The 21,476-nt window shown below is 53.3% G+C and carries 21 protein-coding genes and 1 riboswitch; of the genes, 15 read left to right on the top strand and 6 right to left on the bottom strand.

Annotation, left to right across the window (positions count from 1 at the left end):
- Window positions 1–14 precede the first annotated feature (14 nt).
- Window positions 15–302 carry a ubiquinone biosynthesis accessory factor UbiK gene (gene ubiK, locus J2125_RS07690; protein WP_017801261.1) on the bottom strand — a complete coding sequence of 96 codons (288 nt, stop codon included), beginning with the start codon at window positions 300–302 and terminating at the stop codon, window positions 15–17.
- Between the two features lie 147 nt (window positions 303–449).
- Window positions 450–601: riboswitch (FMN riboswitch) on the top strand.
- Between the two features lie 108 nt (window positions 602–709).
- Here ubiK and ribB point away from each other — a divergent pair.
- Window positions 710–1,348 (top strand): 3,4-dihydroxy-2-butanone-4-phosphate synthase, encoded by a 639-nt coding sequence (gene ribB / locus J2125_RS07685; protein WP_017801260.1) that lies wholly within the window; start codon window positions 710–712, stop codon window positions 1,346–1,348.
- Between the two features lie 173 nt (window positions 1,349–1,521).
- Entirely contained in the window at window positions 1,522–2,307 is a 786-nt protein-coding gene (gene ygiD / locus J2125_RS07680) for a 4,5-DOPA-extradiol-dioxygenase (RefSeq protein WP_017801259.1), read from the top strand.
- A gap of 89 nt (window positions 2,308–2,396) precedes the next feature.
- On the opposite strand, the gene J2125_RS07675 is transcribed toward ygiD, so the two are convergent.
- The 3 genes from J2125_RS07675 to tolC form a co-directional block, all read right to left on the bottom strand.
- On the bottom strand, window positions 2,397–3,557 hold the full coding sequence (locus tag J2125_RS07675) for a glutathionylspermidine synthase family protein (RefSeq protein ID WP_017801258.1): 1,161 nt from the start codon (window positions 3,555–3,557) through the stop codon (window positions 2,397–2,399).
- An 8-nt stretch (window positions 3,558–3,565) separates the two neighbouring features.
- The gene (locus J2125_RS07670) at window positions 3,566–4,231 is read right to left on the bottom strand and encodes a DUF1190 family protein (protein WP_017801257.1); all 666 of its coding nucleotides are present in this window, start codon (window positions 4,229–4,231) and stop codon (window positions 3,566–3,568) included.
- Between the two features lie 146 nt (window positions 4,232–4,377).
- Entirely contained in the window at window positions 4,378–5,865 is a 1,488-nt protein-coding gene (gene tolC / locus J2125_RS07665; RefSeq protein WP_017801256.1) for an outer membrane channel protein TolC, read from the bottom strand.
- Between the two features lie 214 nt (window positions 5,866–6,079).
- Between tolC and nudF the strand changes: the two genes are divergently transcribed.
- From nudF to parE, 5 genes are read left to right on the top strand one after another with little or no spacing between them, the layout of a single operon-like run.
- Entirely contained in the window at window positions 6,080–6,715 is a 636-nt protein-coding gene (nudF, locus tag J2125_RS07660; protein ID WP_017801255.1) for an ADP-ribose diphosphatase, read from the top strand.
- Window positions 6,712–7,137 (top strand): DUF1249 family protein, encoded by a 426-nt coding sequence (locus J2125_RS07655; protein ID WP_017801254.1) that lies wholly within the window; start codon window positions 6,712–6,714, stop codon window positions 7,135–7,137. The genes nudF and J2125_RS07655 overlap by 4 nt, the downstream gene beginning before the upstream one ends.
- A gap of 46 nt (window positions 7,138–7,183) precedes the next feature.
- Window positions 7,184–8,011 carry a 3',5'-cyclic-AMP phosphodiesterase gene (gene cpdA, locus J2125_RS07650; RefSeq protein ID WP_017801253.1) on the top strand — a complete coding sequence of 276 codons (828 nt, stop codon included), beginning with the start codon at window positions 7,184–7,186 and terminating at the stop codon, window positions 8,009–8,011.
- A gap of 3 nt (window positions 8,012–8,014) precedes the next feature.
- Window positions 8,015–8,596 (top strand): esterase YqiA, encoded by a 582-nt coding sequence (yqiA, locus tag J2125_RS07645; protein WP_017801252.1) that lies wholly within the window; start codon window positions 8,015–8,017, stop codon window positions 8,594–8,596.
- Window positions 8,597–8,650: 54 nt separating this feature from the next.
- Window positions 8,651–10,546 (top strand): DNA topoisomerase IV subunit B, encoded by a 1,896-nt coding sequence (gene parE, locus J2125_RS07640; protein ID WP_026111716.1) that lies wholly within the window; start codon window positions 8,651–8,653, stop codon window positions 10,544–10,546.
- Between the two features lie 85 nt (window positions 10,547–10,631).
- Here parE and J2125_RS07635 read toward each other — a convergent pair whose 3' ends face one another.
- Entirely contained in the window at window positions 10,632–11,717 is a 1,086-nt protein-coding gene (locus tag J2125_RS07635) for an iron-containing alcohol dehydrogenase family protein (RefSeq protein ID WP_040462404.1), read from the bottom strand.
- A gap of 2 nt (window positions 11,718–11,719) precedes the next feature.
- Window positions 11,720–12,904, bottom strand: coding sequence for an aminotransferase class I/II-fold pyridoxal phosphate-dependent enzyme (locus J2125_RS07630; RefSeq protein ID WP_017801249.1), 1,185 nt, complete (start codon window positions 12,902–12,904; stop codon window positions 11,720–11,722).
- Window positions 12,905–13,121: 217 nt separating this feature from the next.
- Here J2125_RS07630 and J2125_RS07625 point away from each other — a divergent pair, with 217 nt between their 5' ends.
- The 8 genes from J2125_RS07625 to J2125_RS07590 all read left to right on the top strand — a co-directional run bounded on the left by J2125_RS07625 (window position 13,122) and on the right by J2125_RS07590 (window position 21,436).
- Complete coding sequence (locus J2125_RS07625) at window positions 13,122–13,937, top strand: MetQ/NlpA family ABC transporter substrate-binding protein (RefSeq protein ID WP_017801248.1); 816 nt, start codon at window positions 13,122–13,124, stop codon at window positions 13,935–13,937.
- An 8-nt stretch (window positions 13,938–13,945) separates the two neighbouring features.
- On the top strand, window positions 13,946–14,959 hold the full coding sequence (locus J2125_RS07620; RefSeq protein ID WP_026111715.1) for a methionine ABC transporter ATP-binding protein: 1,014 nt from the start codon (window positions 13,946–13,948) through the stop codon (window positions 14,957–14,959).
- Complete coding sequence (locus tag J2125_RS07615) at window positions 14,952–15,620, top strand: methionine ABC transporter permease (protein WP_017801246.1); 669 nt, start codon at window positions 14,952–14,954, stop codon at window positions 15,618–15,620. The genes J2125_RS07620 and J2125_RS07615 overlap by 8 nt, the downstream gene beginning before the upstream one ends.
- A gap of 52 nt (window positions 15,621–15,672) precedes the next feature.
- On the top strand, window positions 15,673–17,994 hold the full coding sequence (locus J2125_RS07610; RefSeq protein ID WP_040462403.1) for a molybdopterin-dependent oxidoreductase: 2,322 nt from the start codon (window positions 15,673–15,675) through the stop codon (window positions 17,992–17,994).
- 153 nt (window positions 17,995–18,147) lie between these two features.
- A complete protein-coding gene (locus J2125_RS07605) occupies window positions 18,148–19,167 on the top strand; it encodes an isopenicillin N synthase family dioxygenase (protein ID WP_017801244.1) in 1,020 nt (339 codons plus the stop codon).
- Between the two features lie 28 nt (window positions 19,168–19,195).
- The gene (locus J2125_RS07600; protein WP_017801243.1) at window positions 19,196–19,999 is read left to right on the top strand and encodes a MetQ/NlpA family ABC transporter substrate-binding protein; all 804 of its coding nucleotides are present in this window, start codon (window positions 19,196–19,198) and stop codon (window positions 19,997–19,999) included.
- Window positions 19,992–20,780, top strand: coding sequence for a methionine ABC transporter ATP-binding protein (locus J2125_RS07595; RefSeq protein WP_017801242.1), 789 nt, complete (start codon window positions 19,992–19,994; stop codon window positions 20,778–20,780). The genes J2125_RS07600 and J2125_RS07595 overlap by 8 nt, the downstream gene beginning before the upstream one ends.
- Window positions 20,768–21,436 carry a methionine ABC transporter permease gene (locus J2125_RS07590; protein ID WP_017801241.1) on the top strand — a complete coding sequence of 223 codons (669 nt, stop codon included), beginning with the start codon at window positions 20,768–20,770 and terminating at the stop codon, window positions 21,434–21,436. Before J2125_RS07595 ends, J2125_RS07590 begins: the two co-directional genes overlap by 13 nt.
- The last annotated feature ends 40 nt before the right edge of the window (window positions 21,437–21,476 follow it).

The raw sequence follows: 21,476 nt of genomic DNA, 5'->3' as shown, positions 1-21,476 counted from the left end.
GTCCCGATTCAGTTTTACTGTGGATCTTCGGTTTTAATCACTTCTTTCGGCACATTTTCGCTGGCACGACTTTCCAGTGTCGCCAGGCGTTGTTCCAGTGCCGCCAGTTTTTCACGTGTACGCAGCAACACCTGAGTCTGCACATCAAACTCTTCGCGATTTACCAAATCCATTCGCGTTAGCTGTGCCTGTATTACCTGACGGATTTTCTTTTCAACGTCGTCGCCGAATTCACGAATGCCTTTAGGCATCGACTCATGAACCTGACGAGCAAGTTGTTCAATTTTTTTCGGGTCAATCATGGCGGTTTCCTGGTCACAACAAGTATCTGATAAGTGTAATGCCTGAATGCAAAAGGATAAACCTCTAAACGATAAAGCAGCAATCTGCATATCAATTTGCCGTTTTTGTTCGTTGCTCTGATTTTTTATTGGCGCTATAGTGAGTTTGCTTATTCTCAGGGCGGGGCGAAATTCCCCACCGGCGGTAAATCAGCTTATGCTGAAAGCCCGCGAGCGCTTCAGGCCGCCAGGTCTGAAGGTCAGCAGACCCGGTGTAATTCCGGGGCCGACGGTTAGAGTCCGGATGGGAGAGAGTAACGGCAATTGTCGGACTGAAGTCCGGCTGCGTTATTTTTTTGTCACTGCATGACACTCCTCAAGATCGCCCTGATTCTGGTAACCCATACACTTATAAAGGTTTATTTACCATGAATCAGACGCTACTTTCTGAATTTGGCACGCCGGAACAGCGTGTAGAACGTGCAATCTCAGCGCTGCGTGATGGCCGCGGCGTAATGGTCCTCGACGATGAAAATCGTGAAAACGAAGGTGATATGATCTTCGCTGCTGAGACCATGACGGTTGAACAAATGGCCCTCACCATTCGTCACGGCAGCGGCATTGTCTGCCTGTGCCTGACCGAAGATCGTCGTCAGCAGCTTGACCTGCCGATGATGGTGGAAAACAACACCAGCTCCTACGGCACCGGCTTTACCGTCACTATTGAGGCGGCAAAAGGTGTAACTACCGGTGTGTCGGCCAGCGACCGTCTGACCACAATTAAAGCCGCCATCGCCGATAATGCTCAGCCTTCAGACTTAAACCGTCCGGGCCATGTATTCCCGTTGCGTGCCCATCCGGGCGGCGTACTGTCACGTGGTGGCCATACCGAAGCCACCATTGACCTGGTGACGCTGGCAGGATTTAAACCGGCTGGTGTGTTGTGCGAACTGACCAATGATGATGGTTCAATGGCCCATGCGCCTGAAGTTATTGCATTTGCGAAACAACAGAATATGCCGGTAGTAACGATTGAAGATCTGATTGCTTATCGTCAGAGCCGTTAATCTGAACGTTATGGGCGGTGAGATCGCCGCCCATGCGATAACCCACCTCAGCACACTCCTCAACTCCGTTCAAAATTATTGACTATCTTCATCACGCTTATCCGGGTTCATCTGATAACCAAAGGGCGTAATGTAACTGACATCAACCATTACACTCTTTCCGGGGATCAATTATGAGTCAGACTCGTATGCCGGCTCTGTTCCTGGGCCATGGCAGCCCAATGAACGTGCTGGAAGAAAATATCTATACCGAAACCTGGCGCAAGCTGGGTGAAACCCTGCCGCGCCCGCAGGCGATTGTCGCGGTCTCTGCACACTGGTACACCCGTGGCACCGCCGTGACGGCGATGGAAAAACCGCGCACCATTCATGATTTCGGTGGTTTTCCGCAGGCGCTGTTTGATACCCGCTATCCGGCGCCCGGATCACCTGCGTTAGCGCAGCAGATTGCCGAACTGTTATCACCAGTTGATGTGCAGCTCGATCAGGAGTGGGGTTTTGACCACGGTTCCTGGGGCGTGTTGATCAAAATGTATCCGGATGCGGATATCCCGGTGGTGCAGCTGAGTGTCGATGGTACTAAACCACCGGCTTATCATTTTGCGCTGGGCCGTAAACTGGCGGCACTGCGCGATCAAGGGGTAATGATTGTCGCCAGTGGTAATGTGGTGCATAACCTGCGGATGGTGAAATGGCAGGGCGCTGCGGGAGCTTATCCGTGGGCTGAGTCGTTTAATCAGTATGTGCGCGATAATCTGAGCTGGGAAGGGGCCGTTGAAGAGCATCCACTGGTGAACTTTATGGATCATGAAGGTGCTGCTCTCTCTAACCCAACGCCGGAACACTATCTGCCGCTGCTGTATGTTCTGGGCGCCAGAGCGCAGGGCGAAGCAGTGTCGATCCCGGTGGATGGTATTGAGATGGCGTCGTTGAGTATGTTGTCGGTGCAGGTAGGTTAAGTTGTAGTGCAAATCATTGGCACGGGCGGCGATAACGCCGCCCCTACACCATTACTCCGTAGGGGCGGCGTTATCGCCGCCCGTTACAGTCACTCGATAAAAGCGTGCGGATAGAAGCGTGACAGATCCTGGGTGATCAGCGCGCGATCTTCGCGCAGACCAATACCTGCCGGTTGATCATCAATCAGCCAGCTACCGATTAGCGTATAACTGTCGCCAAACTTCGGTAGTTCGTGGAACTGCTGCACAATCATGCCCTCTTCGCCATATGGCCCGTCGACACGCGCAATTTCCTGACCATTTTCGACAATGCGAATATTGGCCCCTTCACGCGAAAACAGCGGTTTCACCACATATTTATCCATCGCCGGCACATCATCTTCGGCAAAGTAAGCGGGCAGAAGATTAGGGTGATTGGGGAACATCTGCCACAGCAGCGGCAGCAGTGCTTTATTGGAGATAATGCTCTTCCAGCCTGGTTCCAGCCAGCGCACGCCAGCATCTTCCAGTTTGGTGGAGAACATCTCGCGCAGCATAAACTCCCACGGATAGAGCTTAAACAGGTTACCAATCACCTGATCGTGCACATCAGTAAACTGGCCCTTTTCACCAAGGCCAATTTCATCGATATAGAGAAATTCGCTCGGCAGACCGGCTTCGGTGGCGCAATCCTGCAAATACTGCACGGTGCCACGATCTTCATCGGTATCACGGCAGCAGGCAAAGTGCAGCCAGCTAAATCCGTGTTGCTGATGCAGGGTGGCGAAGCGCTCAATCAGCTTCTCCTGCAGGCTGTTAAACTGGTCGCTGCCCGCCGGAAGATGGCCGGCATTCAGCTGGTCTTCCAGCCAGATCCACTGGAAAAATGCTGCTTCATACAGCGAGGTCGGTGTATCGGCATTATTTTCCAGCAGCTTAGCATCGCCCTTACCATCCCAGGCGAGATCGAGACGCGAATAGAGTGACGGCTGCGAGGTTTTCCACGAGTGACGCACAAAGTCCCAGGTGTGTTTTGGAATGCGGAACTTAGTTAACAACTCTTCGCTGTTAACCACTTTTTCCACCACCTGTAAGCACATCTGGTGCAGTTCGCGCGTGGTATCTTCGAGGTAATCGATTTGCTCCAGCGTAAACTGGTAGTACGCGTCTTCACACCAGTAGGGTTCACCGTGCATGGTGTGAAAACGAAAACCGTACTCGGTGGCTTTCTCGCGCCAGTCTGGTCGTTCGGTAATAGCAATACGCTTCATCAGGCTGATTAGCCTCCGTAAGAACGGCTGGAGCCAGAAGCGGCGCTGCTGCGTTGCATGCTGGTTTGCTTCGCTACGCTTTCACCAAAGCCGCCACGGGTGACGGTGCTGGTAGTCGCAGGCTTCGGCGCCAGCGCGGTTTTTGGCACGGTCATCGTACGGCCTGAAGTGGCGTTGCCGTAGTTACGACCGCTGGCGTCAACAAACTTACCGTTGGCCGGGCTGTTTGGCGCGCGTGAGGTAAACAGCGGTTGCGATGCGCCACCACCCATCATGCGGCCCATCATATAACCGGCCATCAGCGGCATCCAGAAGCTGCCGCTCTGCTGCGTTTCGGCATTGTTGGTGGTGGTCCCCACACCTGCCTGCGCAGGCGTCTGCTGACACTGACTTTCGCCAAACTCAGCCACACAGTCTTCGCGGGTCGCATATTTCGGCGCGGTTTTTTCCGCTTCTTTTAATGCGGTGTTATAGGCGGTAGTGCACTGTGCGCTCTGGTCTGGATTGGCTTTCGAACAGTCATCGGCGTTCTGGTACATAGAGACGGTTTCATCTGACTGCTCACAAGCTGACAACATAAATACTGCAGTAACGGCCAGCGCAACTGGCGTTAAATGACGTGCGCTCCAGCTCTTACGGAAGGAGGCATGATTAATTTGTTTAGTCCGTTTCATAGCAATCTGTCCTGTGCCCAAAGGTAAGCGCATAGAATAGGGGAAGAGTGGTGAAATATGAAGCGATCAACCCAGGTGAAATGGGGATCTTTACTTAGCTATACGTTTGATTGTGAAAGGGGCAGTGATTACTGCCCCTGCAATGCTTATTGTGCGAACGGGTTACGTGAAGAGCTGGCGGCAGCGCGTGGTGCCGCGGCAGGTTTTGCCTGTGCAGCAGCCGGAGCTGTGGCCAGATTGCCACCGTTATCGGCGGCGCTATCCTGTTGCGGATTTTCTGGCGCGACCGCTTCTGGCGTAGTGGCGATATCCTTGCCTAAACGGTTGTTCAGCGCCAGCAGATCTTGTTCGTTCAGCGTACCCAGCGCAGATTTAATATTCAGCTCGTTAATCATATAGTCATAACGGGCGTCAGACAGCTGCTGCTTGGCATTGTATAGCGTGGTGGTGGCATCCAGCACATCAACGATAGTGCGCGTACCTACCGAGTAACCGGCTTCCATCGCATCCAGTGAACTCTGCGCCGACACCACAGCCTGCTTGTAGGCATTGATGCTGCTGATCGAAGCATTCACATTATTGAATGATGAACGCACGGTCTGCACTGTAGAGCGGTGCGCGCTTTCCAGCTGCTCACTGGCGCTAACGAAGGCGTACTGCGCCTGTTTCACCTGTGAGGTCACTGATCCGCCACTGTACAGCGGCAGCGTAAAGCTCAGGCCCACCTGGTTGCTGCCGGTGATGCTGTCGTTGGACGAGGTGCTCTGTCCGGCGCGGCTGCCGCCATATTTGCTGTTGGTCATACCGCTGGAGGCGGTCAGATCAACCGTCGGCATATGGCCGGTTTCTGCGGAACGAATCTGCTCACGCGCCAGATCCTGTGACAGACGGGCGGATAACAGACTCAGGTTACGACTTTCCGCCTCTTTCAGCAGCGTATTGACCGGCTGTGGCTTATCCGTCTTAAAGTTATCGACATTCAGCGACGCCAGTGACGGATAGTAATTACCGGTCACCTGACGCAGGGTTTCCAGCGCATTATCCAGGGCATTACGGGCAGAGACTTCATTCGCCAGCACACTGTCGTACTCGGAGCGTGCGTTCTGCACATCGGTGATCGCCACTAAGCCGACGTTAAAACGCTGAGTGGTTTGATCCAGCTGGCGATAGATCGACTGTTTCTGCGCTTCGGTGTAAGAAAGTGAGTCAATGGCGCGTAATACGTTGAAATAGGCGGTGGCGGTGTTCAGCATCAGCGTCTGCTGCGCCGTCTGATAAGTGACGTCCTGAATACCGGCGGTTTTTTCCTGCAGTGTCAGCGCACGCCATTTTGACATATCGAACAGAGTTTGCGTCAGCTGCAACGTCCCGCTGGTCGTATTGGAGTGCAGACCGCTGCTGTCGCGATAGCCGTTGTTATAGGTATAATCTGCGCCTAAACCGAGTTGTGGCAACAGTGGGCTGCGAGCTTCATTGATTTTTTCGAATGCAGCATCACGGTCGGCAGCCGAGCTACGAAGGTCAGGGTTAGTAATGCGTGCCTGTTGATAGATCTGCAACAGGTTCTCTGCCTGACTTGCGACGCTGAAGCCACCCAGGCTCAGGCCGATAAGTAATGGGAGCAGTTTCTTCATTTGCATTCCTTGTAGTGCAGCAATATTGCTATGGTAGCGCTGACATAAGTCAAAAAATAATCGCCGATTCTAGCAGAGTCTGCCGTGAGGATAAGTTGGCTGAACGTGCCATCTTTCCTTAATTTACGTAAATAATTCAGAAAGAACCATACTTCTGCAGGATTCAAATTTCAGAACCCCGATTTTATTGCCGAATGATTAAGGAAGCGGAACGATGAGCAGTGAAAAAAAATCCCCTGTGACTTTTACAAAAAACGATGTAGAAATTATTGCACGTGACTCGCTTTACGACGGTTTTTTTTCATTACAGCGTTATCGCTTTCGTCATCGCCTGTTTAGTGGCGAGATGAGCGGCATCGTCGAGCGCGAAATTTTTGAGCGTGGTCATGCCGCAGTGCTGCTACCCTATGACCCAGTCCGCGATGAAGTGGTGTTAATCGAACAGATCCGCATCGCTGCTTACGATACCAGCCCGACCCCCTGGCTGATGGAGATGGTGGCCGGTATCATTGAGCCGGGTGAAAGTGTTGAAGATGTGGTGCGGCGTGAAGCGGTCGAAGAGGCCGGCGTCAATGTTGGCCGGGTCAAACCGGTGCTGAACTATCTGGCCAGCCCTGGCGGCACCAGCGAGCGCTTATCAATTATGGTTGGCGAAGTGGATGCCAGCGTGGCGAAGGGATGCCACGGTCTGGAGGAAGAGAATGAGGATATTCTTGTCCATGTGGTAAGTCGCGAACAGGCTTATCAGTGGGTGGAAGAGGGGAAAATAGATAACGCTGCTTCTGTCATCGCCTTGCAATGGCTGGAGCTGCACCATAAGAAACTACGCGAAGAGTGGGATCCGAAATGACCAAGCGCTACACTCCTGATTTCCCCGAAATGATGCGCCTGTGCGAAACTAATTTCGCTCAGCTGCGTCGCTTACTGCCGCGCAACGATGAGGCGGGTGAAGCGGTGACTTATCAGGTCAATAGCGCCAGCTATAGCATCACTATTCTGGAGTCTACCCGTTACACCACGCTGGTTGAAGTGAAGCAAACCGCGCCCGCCGTCAGTTACTGGAGCCTGCCATCGATGTCGGTCAGGCTGTACCATGATGCAATGGTTGCGGAAGTGTGTTCAACGCAGCAGATCTATCGCTTTAAAGCACGCTATGATTATCCGAATAAAAAGTTGCATCAACGTGACGAAAAGCATCAAATAAACCAGTTCCTTGCTGACTGGTTGCGCTACTGTCTGGCGCATGGCGCGATGGCTGTACCGGCCTGTTAACCGTGCGATTAAGAAGCGATAATGGCGTGGAGACTAAGGATACTCTTTGGATAGCCTGTTAAAACTTCCTGTGTCGAGTGGGGACAAAATCAGGATTTTACAAATAACGGATACCCACCTTTTCGCAGGTAAAAATGAAACGCTGCTGGGTGTGAATACCTGGGCAAGTTATAACGCGGTGCTGGAAGCGATTGAGGCAGAAGGGCGTTATTACGATTTGATCGTTGCGACTGGCGATTTAGCTCAGGATCATACGGTCGAAGCCTATCAGCATTTCGCTGAGGGTATCTCGCGCCTGCCTGCGCCATGTGTCTGGTTACCGGGCAATCACGATTTCCAGCCTGCCATGTTTAATACCCTGGCCGAGGCGGCGATTGCTGACGCCAAGCATGTGCTGCTGGGCGAGCACTGGCAGGTGGTGTTGCTGGACAGTCAGGTATTTGGCGTGCCGCACGGTATGCTGAGCGACTATCAAATTGAGTGGCTGGAAAAGACCCTTGCCCTGCAGCCGCAGCGCCATACGCTGGTGTTACTGCATCATCATCCGCTGCCATCGGGTTGTAACTGGCTTGATCAACACAGCTTACGTAATCCTCATACGCTGGATGCGGTGTTGCAGCACTACCCGCTGGCGAGAAACCTGTTATGCGGCCATATCCATCAGGAGCTTGATCTGCAGTGGAATGGACGGCGCGTACTGGCTTCCCCTTCGACCTGCGTCCAGTTCAAACCGCACTGCACCAACTTTACCATCGACTCAGTCGCGCCGGGCTGGCGCTGGTTAGATCTGTATGCCGATGGGCGCATGGAAACTGAGGTTCAGCGCCTGCAGACCCAGGCGTACAGCCCCGATCTCGATGCCGAAGGTTACTGAGTTATGGCCACGCTGCTCTATCTGCATGGTTTTAACAGTTCGCCACAGTCGGCCAAAGCGACGCAGTTTAAACAGTGGCTGGCGCAGCATGCGCCGGAGATCGAGATGCTGGTGCCGCAGCTGCCTGCTTTTCCTGACCAGGCGGCGTTATTGCTGGAAAAACTGGTGATGGATCGCGCTGGTGAACCCCTCGGCGTAGTGGGCTCCTCATTGGGGGGGTACTATGCCACCTGGCTGTCGCAATGCTTTCTGTTACCGGCGGTGGTGGTTAACCCGGCGGTGCGCCCGTTTGAGCTGCTGGCTGACTATCTGGGCGACAACGAGAACCCATACACCGGTCAGCAATATGTGTTAGAGTCTTGCCACATTCACGATCTGAAAGTCATGCAAATTGACCCGCTGGAGTCGCCGGATCTTATCTGGTTACTGCAACAAACGGGCGATGAAGTGCTCGATTACCGTCAGGCGCTGGACTACTACAGTGCCTGCCGCCAGACGGTAGAAGAGGGCGGAAACCATGCCTTTATCGGATTCGAACGCCATTTCTCGCCGATTCTCGACTTTATTGGTCTGAATCACGCCTGAAGCGCTTGCGCGAGCATGGCTAATCGTTTTTAAGCCACCAATCAGATTTATACGATGACTCAATCCAGCTATAACGCTGATTCCATTGAGGTGCTCAGCGGCCTCGAACCCGTTCGCCGACGTCCGGGAATGTACACCGACACCTCGCGCCCGAACCATCTCGGCCAGGAAGTCATAGATAACAGCATTGATGAAGCGTTAGCTGGTCATGCCAAACGTGTGGAAGTGATTCTGCATGCCGATCAGTCACTGGAAGTGATCGATGACGGCCGCGGTATGCCGGTAGATATTCATCCGGAAGAGGGAGTGCCAGCCATTGAGCTGATCCTCTGTCGTCTGCATGCCGGTGGTAAATTCTCCAACAAAAACTACCAGTTCTCAGGCGGCCTGCACGGCGTCGGTATCTCGGTGGTTAACGCCCTGTCGACGCGCGTGGAAGTCACCGTACGCCGTAATGGCGAAGTGTACGAAATGGCCTTTGAAAATGGCGATAAAGTGCAGGATCTTACGGTAACCGGCACTGTCGGTAAGCGTAATACCGGCACACGCGTGCATTTCTGGCCAGATGTCTCCTTCTTTGATAGTCCACGTTTCTCGGTCACTCGTCTGGCGCATGTGCTGAAAGCCAAAGCGGTGCTCTGCCCGGGCGTGGAAATCGTATTTAAAGATAAAGTTAACAACACCGAGCAGCGCTGGCACTACGAAGATGGTCTGAATGACTATCTTGCGGAAGCGGTCAACGGCCTGCCGACGCTGCCGGAAAAACCGTTTATCGGTTCGTTCTCCGGCGATGTTGAAGCGGTGGACTGGGCGCTGCTGTGGCTGCCGGAAGGCGGCGAACTGCTGACCGAAAGCTACGTTAACCTGATTCCGACCATGCAGGGCGGCACCCATGTTAATGGCCTGCGCCAGGGGCTGCTGGATGCGATGCGTGAGTTCTGTGAGTTCCGCAATATCCTGCCGCGCGGCGTGAAGCTGTCGGCGGAAGATATCTGGGATCGCTGTGCTTATGTGCTGTCGGTGAAAATGCAGGATCCGCAGTTTGCCGGTCAGACCAAAGAGCGTCTCTCTTCACGTCAGTGTGCGGCATTTGTTTCCGGCGTGGTGAAAGATGCTTTCAGCCTGTGGCTGAACCAGAATATCCAGATCGCCGAACAGCTGGCGGAACTGGCGATCTCCAGCGCCCAGCGGCGGATGCGTGCGGCGAAAAAGGTGGTGCGTAAAAAGCTTACCAGTGGTCCGGCGCTGCCTGGCAAACTGGCGGACTGCAGCGCGCAGGATTTGACCCGCACCGAACTGTTCCTGGTGGAAGGGGATTCGGCAGGCGGATCGGCCAAGCAGGCGCGCGATCGTGAATATCAGGCGATCATGCCGCTGAAAGGTAAGATCCTTAATACCTGGGAAGTCTCTTCCGATGAGGTGCTGGCCTCACAGGAAGTGCATGATATTTCGGTGGCGATCGGTATCGATCCGGACAGCGAAGATCTGAGCCAGCTGCGTTACGGTAAAATCTGTATCCTTGCGGATGCGGACTCCGATGGTCTGCATATCGCCACGCTGCTGTGCGCGCTGTTTGTGCGTCATTTCCGTACGCTGGTGAAAAATGGTCATGTCTATGTGGCGATGCCACCGTTGTACCGTATTGACCTCGGCAAAGAGGTCTATTACGCCCTCGATGAAGAGGAGAAAGCGGGTATCCTCGAGCAGCTGAAGCGTAAAAAGGGCAAGCCTGGCGTGCAGCGCTTTAAAGGTCTGGGTGAGATGAACCCGCTGCAATTGCGCGAAACCACGCTCGATCCCAATACCCGCCGTCTGGTGCAGCTGACGATCGACGACGATAATATCGATCAGACCTTAGCGGTGATGGATATGCTGCTGGCCAAAAAGCGTTCGGAAGATCGCCGTAACTGGCTGCAGGAAAAAGGCGATACGGCTGAGATTGAAGTTTAAGTTTCACCGCATCCGCACTGACTGTGTTCCGGGCAACCCCTGCCCGGAACCGGTTGGAAAAAACGTGGTTTACAGCGATAAGTAATTAAACTGCGGTATCGATACTATCCGTAGCGATAAAGGCGGCAAGCACCTGCTCGCGGGTGACCGTAAACGGCAGCTGTGCCGGGATATCCGTAGCGACAACGATCGCCTCAGCCAGCGTCGTAAGCAGGCTACTCTGTTGCGCCAGACCAAATTGTTGCAGGGTGGCTGGTGCATGATAACGCCTCAGCAGTTTCCTTAATCCCTGTTGTCGTTCATCTTCAATCTCTTCCAGCTGGCTCTGGACGTTAAGGCTGAATCCAACCATCTCACCGTGTAGCCAGCCATGACATTGCGGGTAGCGGGTGAGCACATCATGAATTAAATGCGCCATCCCCGCGCGCGGCACATCATCGAAAATACTGTTTGCCAGCCCGGCTAAAGCAATATTCGCATCGATCACCTGGCTTAACGCGCCTGAGACGATATGCTGTGTATTGTCGGCTACCGCCTGCCCGCCATAATGATTAATCACCTCCAGCGCAGATTTGGCTGCCTGAATTTTCAGTTGTAAGCCCAGTCCGGCGTCGCTGTGGTGCTGATAGAGTGAAAACTCGTACCATTTGGCAATCGCATCGACAATGCCGGCCCTTAAATAACGCACCGGCGATTGCGCAATAATCGCGGTATCGACCAGCACCCAGACCGGCGGGCGCTGCTGCACTACTGAGTTATGATGTCCGCCCTGTTGATCATATAGCACGGTGATCGGTGACCAGGCGGCGCAGGTCGCGGCAATCGTCGGGACATTAATCACCGCCAGATTACCCAGCAGTCCGCCAATTCCCTTCGCCGCATCCATTACCCGGCCGCCGCCGACACCGGCAATCAGCTCTGCTCCCTGTTTGTCGATCTCTATGGCGAACTGTTGCAGCGTCTCCAGGCAACAGGGGCCGGTGAGAAACCACACCTGATAGTGAATAGCATGGCGTTGCAGGCTGGTTTCAACCGCCTGACGAGTGACTTCCCATGCGGTCGGGCTGGTGATCAGCGCAATGCGTTGTGCCAGCGGCGCAATATAATCGCCGATCTGATTAATCCCCCCGGATTGATTCAGATAATTTCCCGGCGTTTTAATGGCTATCATCGTCATCCTTGCTGGAACAGTTGCAGCGCCGCAATGCGCTGTAAGGCGCTGCATAAAGCGTCATCATCAGCGGTCAGACTGATACGAATAAAACCTTCGCCGCCCGCGCCAAAGCCCGCGCCCGGCGCTACCAGCACATGGGCTTCTGTCAGTAATCGGCGGGTCAGTTGCTGGCTGCTGTAGCCCACCGGTACTGGCAGCCAGAGGAAAAAGGTGCCCTGATTCGGCGGAACTGGCCAGTTCATCTGCGCCAGTGTTTCCACCACCTGCTTACGCCGTCGGTGATAATGCGAAAGATGCTGTTCAAGACGCGCAGCCGGCATCGCCAGCGCCGTCACCGCCGCATCCTGAATCGCGCCAAACACCGTGCTGTAGCTATGGGTATGCAATTTTTTAAACGCCTGAATAATAGAGGCATTACCTGCCGCAAAGCCAAAACGCCAGCCCGCCATATTGAAGGTTTTTGACAGCGTATAGGTTTCCACCCCCCACTCTTTCCCTCCGGCTATCGACAGCAGACTTACCGGTGGCTGCTGTGGCGTGCTGCCAATAGCGGCGTAGGCGAAGTCATGCAGTATTGGTATCTGGTAACGTTGCGCGAAGGCCAGCGCCGAGTGGAATAGTTCAGGCGTGGCCATCGCGCCGGTAGGGTTGTGCGGATAGTTAAGCAGCAGCAGACCGGCTTGTCGGGCGATATCAGGCGGTACCTGGTCAAAATCAGGCAGGAAACCGCGCTGCTGTTCCAGCGGAATGCCAAAAAATTGCGCCTGCGCCTGGATTGCGGCCGAACGGTAGATCGGATAGCAGGGATCGGTGGAAATAATCGTCTGACCGGGACTGACCACCGCGCGCGGAATGCCGCTGACGCCAATATGCGAGCCCTGAAAAACGGCAATTTCGCGCTCAGGATCGAGTTCGACAGCATAATTACGCTGATAGAAAGCCGCAATCGCCTCTCTGACTGCGGGTTTACCCCAGAAAGAGGGATATTCATGATTTTCCGCGTTATCTACCGCCAATTTCAGCGATGCGATAATTTCCGGCGGCGTACGTTGATGCGGGCTGCCGCTCGACAGGTCAATCAGCGGCTTATCGGCAGTATTAAACTGCGCCGCAATTTTTTCCAGCACGCTAAACAGGTTCTCTTCCAGCTGATTTATCAGCGGCGAGGCAGCAAAATCAGGCATATATTTCTCTGAGTTTTTATTTGTACCGCTGTAATGCTCTGCGGCAAAAGAATTTATCTGATAATGATAATAACCGGCACAGATTCAACAATGCATGAATCTTTTATGGATAACGTTATCAGTAAATAGCAATTGAAAACGCATCAACCTCTCTTTTAAAGCCTATATACCTGTGGTTTAATCTTTTTTCTTGCGGAAACTATTCAGAGAGTTAGTTATGAAGGCATTATCATTGCGTCGGTTTTTATTGCTGGTTTTATCTGCCGCCTCATTTCTGGCGAGTGCTCAGGGTCAGGACGATAAAACGATAAGATTAGGTTTTAATCCAGGTCCTTACAAAGAGCAGTTTGAAAAAGGTGTGGCGCCATTACTGATAAAAAAAGGCTATAAAGTAGAGTATAAAGATTTTAGTGATGGCATTCAGGTCAACGACGCAGTCAATAGTGGCGCGATTGAAGCCAATATTATGCAACATCCCATTTATCTTAAATCGGTAAATGATCGTTTAGGCATTAATAATATTGGCATTGTGCAGGTGCCAACGCCGCCAATGGGCATCTATTCGCAGAAGTTTAAACAGGTGGATAAACCTGCCGCCGGAACCACCATTTCAGTGCCGAATCAGGCCTCCAATGAATACCGCGCCGCGCTGTTATTGCAGAATCTCGGCTGGCTTAAAATCAGCCAAAACAGCGATCCTGCTACCTTTTCACAGAAAAATATTACGGAAAATCCGTATAAAATCATACTGAAAGAGATGGATAACGCCCAGCAGGTTCGTGCCTTACCGGATGTGGATTTTGGCGTTATTCAGGGTAACTTTGCGGTATCGAGTGGTATGAAACTCTCTTCGGCGCTAAAGCTGGAGGATCCGGTGGTTGGTTTTATCAATGTGGTGACCATTGCCGGTAAAAATAAAGATGCGCAGTTTGCCAAAGACATTATCGATGGTTACCATTCAGCAGAGTTTAAACAGTACATTCTTACGCATGAGCAGTATCAGGGTTATCTGTTGCCCGATTATCTGAAATGAGTCATACGATGATTGAATTTCGTCATGTCAGTAAAGTTTTTTCCCGCAAGGGTAATGATTTCCTTGCCCTGGATAATATCGATCTGAAAGTTGAACAGGGTGATATTTTCGGCATTATTGGTTATAGCGGTGCCGGGAAAAGCACGCTGTTACGCTTAATTAACAATCTTGAAACCCCAACGCAAGGTGAAGTGATTGTTAATCGCAAGGCGTTGCAGGAATTTAGCAAAAGTCAGCTCAATGCCGTAAAGAAAAATATCGGCATGATTTTTCAGAATTTCAATTTGCTGAATGCCAAAACCGTTTATCACAATGTGGCGATCCCGCTGATTCTGCAAGGACGCGATAAAGCCTTTATTCAGGCGCGGGTTAAAGAGTTGCTGGCGTTTGTTAACCTCAGTGAAAAGATCCATAGCTATCCTGATGAATTATCCGGCGGGCAGAAACAACGCGTCGGTATTGCCCGCGCGCTGGCCACCAACCCATCGATTTTGCTATGCGATGAAGCCACTTCAGCGCTGGATCCGCATACCACCGTACAAATTTTGCTGCTGCTGAAAGAGATCAACCTGCGTTACGGCATCACTATTGTGCTGATCACCCATGAAATGTCAGTGATCCAGAAGATCTGCAACAAAATGGCGGTGATTGAGCAGGGACGGGTAGTCGAGCAGGGAGAGGTGCTCAGCCTGTTCGCCCATCCACAGCACCCGGTGACAGCAAGCTTTGTGCAGACGGTAATTCACGACCGTCTGCCGGAGAAGGTGGTGCAGTCACTGCGTGATAGCGATAGCAGCGTGTTGCTGCGGCTGGAATTTCTCGGCGCCACCGCCCGCCAGCCGTTGATCACTGAAGTGATCAAAGCATATGACTTAGAGGTCAATATCCTGTTCGCCAGTATGTCGGAAGTCCAGGAGACGATCCTCGGTTTTATGATTGTGCAGTTACGCGGGGATCGTTCGCAAACTGAAGCGGCAATGGGTTTTCTCAGTTCTGCGGGGGTAAAAATCAGCCATGTTTGATCTGTTTAATACCGCGGTCACCGGCGACCAGTTTTTACTGGCGATGCATGATACCCTGGTGATGATCAGCGTCTCGCTGGCCTTTGGCTCACTGCTGGGTATTCCTCTGGGGATCCTGTTAGTGGTTTGCCGTGCCGGCGGCATTTTGCCGAATCGCTTTGTCCATCGGGTACTGAATCCGGTGATTAATATTATCCGCTCATTACCGTTTATCATCCTGCTGATCACTATCCTGCCGCTGACCCGGCTGATTGTGAACACCACCATTGGCACACCGGGCGCTATCGTGCCGTTAATTCTGTTTATCGCTCCCTATATTTCACGGCTGGTGGAAAACTCGCTGCTGGAAGTGGATGCCGGCATCCTCGAAGCCGCTAACGCGATGGGCGCCACCACGCTGCAAACCATCTGGCATTTTATGCTGCCGGAAGCGGCCTCTTCACTGGTGCTGGCGCTGACGACCGCCACTATTGGCCTGCTGGGCGCGACGGCGATGGCTGGCACCGTGGGTGGCGGCGGCATTGGTGACCTGGCGATTACCTATGGCTATCAGCGCTTCGACGCCTTTGCCACTTTCTCTACCGCATTGGTGCTTATTGTGATTGTTCAGTTACTACAAACCATTGGCGCCTGGCTGGCTCGCCGCATCCGCCGCGAGTAACCGTTACCAGCGCTTGTTATTGCTTAAATAATGCACTAATCGGGTTAAGCAGATGAAGCCTTCAGCAGAGCAATACCATGATTTAGCGGTTATGCATTGGGGCACCTATCGGGTGCGCACCGCGAACGGCCAGCTAACCGGGATGGATCCGGTTGAGTGGGATCGCAACCCTTCGGCTATCGGCCAGTCCCTGACCGAATCCGTGCAGGGACCGGTGCGGATCAAACGTCCGGCGGTGCGCCTCGGTTTTTTGCAAAATCGCGCCGCATCGCGTGATGCGCGCGGGCAGGAACCCTTTGTTGAAGTCAGCTGGGAGCAGGCGCTGACGTTGGTGGCCGGTGAACTGGCGCGGGTCAGATGCGAGCAGGGCAATCAGGCGATTTACGCAGGCTCCTATGGCTGGTCCAGCGCTGGCCGGTTTCATCATGCTCAGAGCCAGCTGCACCGCTTCTTTAACTGTTTTGGCGGTTACAGCGGCAGTACCAATACTTACAGTATTGCCGCCGGTGAACGCATTCTGCCGCATATTCTCGGCGATCTCGATACCCTGCAACGGCAGCATACCCACTGGTCGGTACTGGCTGAGCATTGCGAATTATTTGTCGCGCTTGGCGGCTTGCCATTGCGTAATGCGCAGGTTAATGGCGGCGGCGCCAATGATCATGGGCTAAATGACTGGCTACAAAAGATGAGTCGCAATGGCGTGCGATTTATCAATATCAGTCCGGTCAAAAACGATCTTTCCGCTATCCCGCAGGCGCAGTGGCTGGCGATCAGGCCGGGAACCGACACCGCATTGATGCTGGCCATCGGCTATCTGCTGGTGACTGAAAATCTCTACGACAGGGATTTTGTCGCCAGCCATACGGTAGGGTTTGCGCAATATAGCGCTTATCTGCTCGGCGAGCAGGATGGTGTCGCCAAAACGCCCGCCTGGGCTGCCGCCATCACCGGGCTGGCTGCCGCTGATATTACCGCGCTGACCGGTGAAATGGCGCGTCATAAAACAATGATCAATATTGCCTGGTCCATACAGCGCGCCCGTCAGGGAGAGCAGGCGTATTGGGCTACTGTGGCGACCACCGCGCTGTTAGGGCAAATTGGCACCGCTGGTGGCGGATTAGGTTTTGGCTATGCCTGCACCAACCTTGCTGGCGCGGAGCGGCGCGTGTTTTCCGGACCGCGTCTGCCGGTGGGCCATAATGCGGTTGCGACGCGTATCCCGGTCGCGCGTCTGGCGGATATGTTACTGCAACCCGGTGAACCCTATGATTTTGACGGCCAGCGATTGCGCTATCCTGATATCCGTCTGGTTTACTGGGCCGGTGGCAATGCCTTTCACCATCATCAGGATCTCAATAAGCTGATTACCGCATGGCGGCGTCCGGAAACGGTTATCGTCCATGAGCAGTACTGGACGGCACAGGCAAAATTTGCCGATATTGTGCTGCCCGCCACCACCTCGCTGGAACGTGAAGATATCGGCAGCGCCAGCAATGACGGTTTTATGATTGCCATGCGCCAGCATATCGACGCCTTTGCTGAAGCGCGCAGCGATTACCATATCTTTAGCGCACTGGCGGAAAAGCTGGAGTTTGCCGCATCCTTTACCGAAGGGCGGGACAGCTTCGCCTGGCTACAACATCTGTATGAGGCTTCACGGCCACGGGCGGAGGCTGATGGTATTACCTTGCCGCCGTTCGCGGAGTTCTGGCGTACAGGCAAGCTGGAATATGCCCGGCCCGATCGGCCGCAAATCCTGTTGCAGGCATTTCGTGATAATCCCGAACTGGCGCCACTCAGCACGCCTTCCGGCAGGATTGAACTGTTTTCGCAAAGCGTGGCGGATTTCGCTTATGCCGAGTGCCCGGGGCATCCTTACTGGCACCAGCCGGAAGCTGACTATCAACAGGCAGTAGCCCGCGAGTGGCCACTCCAGCTGCTTTCCAGCCAGCCACGCACCCGTCTGCACAGCCAGTACGATCATGGCAAGGTCAGCCAGAAGAGTAAAATTTCCGGTCGTGAACCTATCTGGCTGCATCCCGCTGACGCCGCCGCACGTGGTATTGCTGCGGGAGACATCGTAAAAGTATTCAATCAGCGCGGCGCTCTGCTGGCCGGAGTACAGCTTAGTGAGGCGATTATGCCCGGCGTGGCGCAAATGGCGACCGGCGCCTGGTACGATCCGCTGGATGTGACGCAACCCAACTCGCTGGATAAGCATGGCAATCCGAATGTGCTGACCGAAGATTGCGGCAGTTCAAGAGTAGGGCAGGGATGTACGGCGCAAAGCTGCCGGGTGGAAATTGTGCGTTTTGATGATCCCTTGCCACCGATAACCGCTTATCAACCGCCGCGATTTGTTAATTATTGATCCGCAATTGCGGCAGGATGTTATTAACCTTTTATTCTGTCTTCCGTTATTTTTGAATCCCACTTTCTGGCTATGGATAGCATATTATTTTCGTAGCTGAATTTCAGGCAAACTGGCAAGGTGAAGTTTCATAAATAACAGGAGTATTTATTAATGAGTAACGTGAAGCCGCTGGATCTTCCGGTTATTGATTTTTCATTGCTGCACGGTGATGAAAGTCAGCGTCAGCATTTTTATGAAAAACTTGGCCAGGCTGCGCGTGATGTTGGCTTTTTTTATCTAATCAATCATGGCATTGATGCGCAGTTATTAAATAACGTTCAGCACGTATCGCGGGCATTTTTTGATCTGGATAAAGAACAGAAACTCAGCGTGAAAATGGCGAACTCCCCCCATTTTCGCGGCTATAATCTTGAAGGGGTGGAAATCACCCGCGGTGAGCCAGATTATCGTGAACAATTCGATCTTGGCGCAGAACGACCAGCGCTGACGTTAGATGAAAATTCGCCCGCCTGGGCGCGTTTACAGGGACCGAACCAGTGGCCCGGCGCGTTACCGGAATTGCAGACAGTGTTAACCACTTATCAGCGGGCAATGACCAGCATGGCGCTGGAAATGCTGCGCGCATTTGCTGTCGCGCTGCATCTGCCGCGCAATGCTTTTGATAATCTTTATGGCTCGAAGCCTAATGAACATATCAAGCTGATTCGCTATCCGGGCAGGCCGGGAAAGGGTTCCCGTCAGGGCGTGGGCGCGCACAAAGACTCCGGATTCCTCACTTTTCTGTTGCAGGATAAGCAACCGGGATTACAGGTTGAAGTGACGCCAGATCATTGGGTCGACGCGGTGCCGGTTGACGACGCTTTTGTGGTCAATATTGGAGAGCTGCTGGAGCTGGCGACCAACGGTTATCTGCGCGCCACCGTCCATCGGGTGGTGTCGCCGCAGGCAGAGAATGAGCGTCTGTCGGTGGCCTTTTTCCTTGGCGCTGAACTTGGCGCTGTCGTGCCGGTTTATCAGTTACCGGAGTCACTGGCCAGCCTCGCTCAGGGGCCAGCCAGCGATCCGCTTAATCCGCTATTACGCGATGTGGGCTGGAATTACCTGAAAGGGCGACTGCGCTCGCATCCTGATGTGGCAAAACGTTTTTATGCCGACCATATCCAAAAATAATCACACACAAAAAATAAGAGCCAATAAAATGATCAAATCAACCGCATTAACGTTGTCCGGCTTAATTCTGTTAATTTCACAGGGGCTGCAAGCCGCCCCATTGCGGGTCGCTGCCGATCCGCTGCCCCATGCGGAAATTTTAGAATATGTGAAGAAAATAGATCCATCGCTCGATTTTACCGTTATTGAATTAAGCAATGGCGTGAATGCTAATGAACTGCTGGCGGCCGGTGATGTTGATGCTAATTACTTTCAGCATTTACCTTATTTGCATGATCAGGAGAAAGCATTAGGCAAAACATTTAATGTCGCCGCCAGCGTGCATATCGAACCGCTGGGCATCTATTCACACAAAGTAAAGAGTCTGGCGGCGCTGCCTGAAGGGGCAAGCATTGCGGTACCGAATAATACGACCAATTTAAGCCGTGCGCTGTGGCTGTTGCAGGATAAAGGGGTAATTCGCCTGAAAGCGGAAGGTGGGGCGGGATCGACGCTGGTGACCCCGGCGGATATCAGTGAGAACCCTAAGAAAGTGAAAATCGTGGAAATTGAATCGCCGCAGATCCCACGCGCTCTTGATGATGTTGATGCGGCCATTATCAACGGCAACTACGCGCTTGAAGCGGGACTGGTGCCAGCTAAAGATTCGCTGGGGCTGGAGTCTGCGGTCCATAACCCCTACGCCAACTTGCTGGTCACTAACCCACAGCTGGCGAAGGATCCACGCGTAATTCAGCTGGCAAAAGATTTAACTTCACCGCAGGTGGCTGAGTTTATCCGTCAGCACTACAACGGCTCGGTGATTCCGGTTGCGGATCAGAAGAATGATTAAACTGGAAAAGCTCTCGAAACATTATCCTGATACGCCGATGCCGGCTTTGCAGGAGGTTTCGCTACAGATTGAGAAAGGGAGCATTTTCGGCATTCTGGGTCGCAGCGGCGCAGGCAAGAGCACCCTGTTGCGCTGTCTCAATTTACTTGAACGGCCCACTTCGGGTGCAATCACTGTCGACGGGCATGATATTACCCGCTTAAGCGTGGCTGAGTTACGTCGTCAGCGGCAGCAGATGGGGATGATCTTCCAGCATTTTAACTTACTGCATTCGCTAAATGTGGCGGCGAATATCGCCTTGCCGCTGGAGATCGCCGGTATGCCGGTAAGCCAGCGTCGGCAGCGCGTCAAAACGCTGTTGCAACTGGTGGGGCTGGAAGAGTTTGCCGATGCCTGGCCTTCTCAGCTATCCGGCGGCCAGAAACAGCGCGTTGGTATTGCCAGAGCATTAGCGGTGCAGCCTGACTATTTACTCTGTGATGAGGCGACCAGCGCGCTGGATCCTGAAACCACGCTGTCAATTCTGGATCTGCTGGCGGATATTCAGCGCCAGTTACATATCACGGTGGTGTTGATCACCCATGAAATGACGGTGGTGAAACGCATTTGTCATGGCGCTGCGTTGCTGGAAAAAGGCCGGCTGATTGAAAGTGGTTCCCTGCCACAGATTATGGCTAACCCGCATAGTCGTCTGCGCCAGATGCTGGTACAGGATGGCGCAGCGGATCGCGCATTTCTTGCCAGACACTGTGCAGAGGAGCTTTCTCAATGGGTAGCGTAAGCTGGGATCGCTTTCAGACATTGCTGCTGAACGCCACGCTGGAAACCTTATATATGGTGGCGCTGGCGACGCTGTTTACGGTGATTATCGGCCTGCCGGTTGGCGTGCTGCTGTTTCTCACCCGTCAGGATGGCATCTTTCCGCAGCGCTGGCTCTCGCGACCATTAAATTTGCTGGTGAATATTGGCCGGGCATTGCCCTTTGTGGTGCTGCTGATTGCGCTAATCCCCTTTACCCGCCTGCTTATCGGCACCACGTTAGGCAGCACGGCGGCGGTGGTGCCGATTACATTGGGCGCTTTCCCCTTTTTCGCCCGAATTGTTGAGAATGCCCTTGAAGAAGTCGATCGCGGACGGGTGGAAGCGGTTATCTCGATGGGCGGTTCCAACTGGCATATCGTCAGCCGCGTATTGCTTCCTGAAGCCTTACCGGCGCTGATGAGCGGCATTACGCTGACGGTGGTGATGCTGATTGGCTTTTCCGCGATGGCAGGCGTTATCGGCGGCGGCGGGCTGGGTGATCTGGCGATTCGCTACGGCTACCAGCGTTTTAATAACCAGATAATGATCGCCACGGTGATTGTATTACTGCTGCTGGTCTGGCTGGTGCAAAGGATGGGAGACCAGCTGGTGCGCGGGCTGGCGCATCGTCGCTAGCGGCCAGCACGGCTTAACGCCGGAACGCGTAAATCTTTCC

It is taken from the genome of Winslowiella toletana (assembly GCF_017875465.1).
Lineage (GTDB): Bacteria > Pseudomonadota > Gammaproteobacteria > Enterobacterales > Enterobacteriaceae > Erwinia > Erwinia toletana.
The sequence above is the reverse complement of the archived record's forward strand: the minus strand, read 5'-3'. Positions and strand labels throughout refer to the sequence as shown.

Coding starts and splice junctions, on each gene's coding strand:
- ubiK (WP_017801261.1), bottom strand. CDS start 302: ATGATTGACCCGAAAAAAATTGAACAACTTGCTCGTCAGGTTCATGAG.
- ribB (WP_017801260.1), top strand. CDS start 710: ATGAATCAGACGCTACTTTCTGAATTTGGCACGCCGGAACAGCGTGTA.
- ygiD (WP_017801259.1), top strand. CDS start 1,522: ATGAGTCAGACTCGTATGCCGGCTCTGTTCCTGGGCCATGGCAGCCCA.
- J2125_RS07675 (WP_017801258.1), bottom strand. CDS start 3,557: ATGAAGCGTATTGCTATTACCGAACGACCAGACTGGCGCGAGAAAGCC.
- J2125_RS07670 (WP_017801257.1), bottom strand. CDS start 4,231: ATGAAACGGACTAAACAAATTAATCATGCCTCCTTCCGTAAGAGCTGG.
- tolC (WP_017801256.1), bottom strand. CDS start 5,865: ATGAAGAAACTGCTCCCATTACTTATCGGCCTGAGCCTGGGTGGCTTC.
- nudF (WP_017801255.1), top strand. CDS start 6,080: ATGAGCAGTGAAAAAAAATCCCCTGTGACTTTTACAAAAAACGATGTA.
- J2125_RS07655 (WP_017801254.1), top strand. CDS start 6,712: ATGACCAAGCGCTACACTCCTGATTTCCCCGAAATGATGCGCCTGTGC.
- yqiA (WP_017801252.1), top strand. CDS start 8,015: ATGGCCACGCTGCTCTATCTGCATGGTTTTAACAGTTCGCCACAGTCG.
- parE (WP_026111716.1), top strand. CDS start 8,651: ATGACTCAATCCAGCTATAACGCTGATTCCATTGAGGTGCTCAGCGGC.
- J2125_RS07635 (WP_040462404.1), bottom strand. CDS start 11,717: ATGATAGCCATTAAAACGCCGGGAAATTATCTGAATCAATCCGGGGGG.
- J2125_RS07630 (WP_017801249.1), bottom strand. CDS start 12,904: ATGCCTGATTTTGCTGCCTCGCCGCTGATAAATCAGCTGGAAGAGAAC.
- J2125_RS07625 (WP_017801248.1), top strand. CDS start 13,122: ATGAAGGCATTATCATTGCGTCGGTTTTTATTGCTGGTTTTATCTGCC.
- J2125_RS07620 (WP_026111715.1), top strand. CDS start 13,946: ATGATTGAATTTCGTCATGTCAGTAAAGTTTTTTCCCGCAAGGGTAAT.
- J2125_RS07615 (WP_017801246.1), top strand. CDS start 14,952: ATGTTTGATCTGTTTAATACCGCGGTCACCGGCGACCAGTTTTTACTG.
- J2125_RS07610 (WP_040462403.1), top strand. CDS start 15,673: ATGAAGCCTTCAGCAGAGCAATACCATGATTTAGCGGTTATGCATTGG.
- J2125_RS07605 (WP_017801244.1), top strand. CDS start 18,148: ATGAGTAACGTGAAGCCGCTGGATCTTCCGGTTATTGATTTTTCATTG.
- J2125_RS07600 (WP_017801243.1), top strand. CDS start 19,196: ATGATCAAATCAACCGCATTAACGTTGTCCGGCTTAATTCTGTTAATT.
- J2125_RS07595 (WP_017801242.1), top strand. CDS start 19,992: ATGATTAAACTGGAAAAGCTCTCGAAACATTATCCTGATACGCCGATG.
- J2125_RS07590 (WP_017801241.1), top strand. CDS start 20,768: ATGGGTAGCGTAAGCTGGGATCGCTTTCAGACATTGCTGCTGAACGCC.